Source organism: Nocardiopsis baichengensis YIM 90130, from assembly GCF_000341205.1.
In the GTDB taxonomy this organism is placed as follows: domain Bacteria; phylum Actinomycetota; class Actinomycetes; order Streptosporangiales; family Streptosporangiaceae; genus Nocardiopsis_A; species Nocardiopsis_A halophila.
In genome coordinates this window covers 1-874 of record NZ_ANAS01000062.1, presented here as the reverse complement: position 1 = coordinate 874, position 874 = coordinate 1, and the positions used below count along the sequence as shown (strand labels likewise).

At 70.4% G+C, this 874-nt stretch carries 1 protein-coding gene; it reads left to right on the top strand.

Features of this window, described 5'->3' with window-relative positions:
- Positions 1 to 856, top strand: an 856-nt coding sequence (locus C892_RS29835) for an IS3 family transposase (protein ID WP_017559958.1), incomplete at its 5' end; no start/stop codon positions are given.
- Positions 857 to 874: the final 18 nt, after the last annotated feature.

Below are 874 nucleotides of genomic sequence, written 5' to 3'. Positions count from 1 at the left end.
GCTGCAGTTCGCCCCGTCCACCTACTACGCGGCCAAGAGCCGGGCCCCGTCGCTGCGCTCGCGCACCGATGAGGCCACCCAGGAGAGGATCCGGCAGGTGCACACCGACAACTACGGCGTGTACGGGGTGCGCAAGGTCCACGCCGAGCTGAACCGGCAGGGGCACCGGGTGGCCCGCTGCACCGTCCACCGGCTGATGCGCCGGGCGGGGCTGCGCGGCATCACCCGGGCCAAGGGCCCGCGCACCACCGTCTTGGCCCCGGGACCGGACACCCGTCCGGACCTGGTCGCCAGGGCCTTCACGGCGGATGCTCCGAACCGGTTGTGGGTCGCCGACATCACCTACATCCGCACCTTCACCGGGTGGGTCTACGCCGCGTTCGTGATCGACGTGTTCTCCCGCCGGGTGGTGGGCTGGCAGGTGTCGAAGTCGTTGCGCACCGATCTGGCGCTGGACGCGTTGGAGATGGCGGTGTGGAACCGGCGGCACGTCGGGCGGCGCATCGATGGGCTGGTCCACCACTCCGACCGCGGCACCCAGTACCTGGCCGTGCGCTACACACAGCGGCTGGCCGAGGCGGGGGCGGTGGCCTCGGTCGGTAGCACCGGCGACTCCTACGACAACGCGCTGGCCGAGGCGTTCCACTCCTTGTTCAAGGCCGAGCTGATCCGCAACCGGGGCCCGTGGAGGGGGCTGGAGGAGGTGGAGATCGCGGTGGCCGAGTACGTGGACTGGTTCAACCACCGGCGCCTGCACGGCGAGATCGGCCTGGTCCCGCCGGCGGAGTTCGAGGACGGTTTCTACCGGCAGGCACCGGTGCCGGCAGAGGACGAAGCGTTGGTTCCGAGCCTCTAAAGAACCCGGCACGAAACA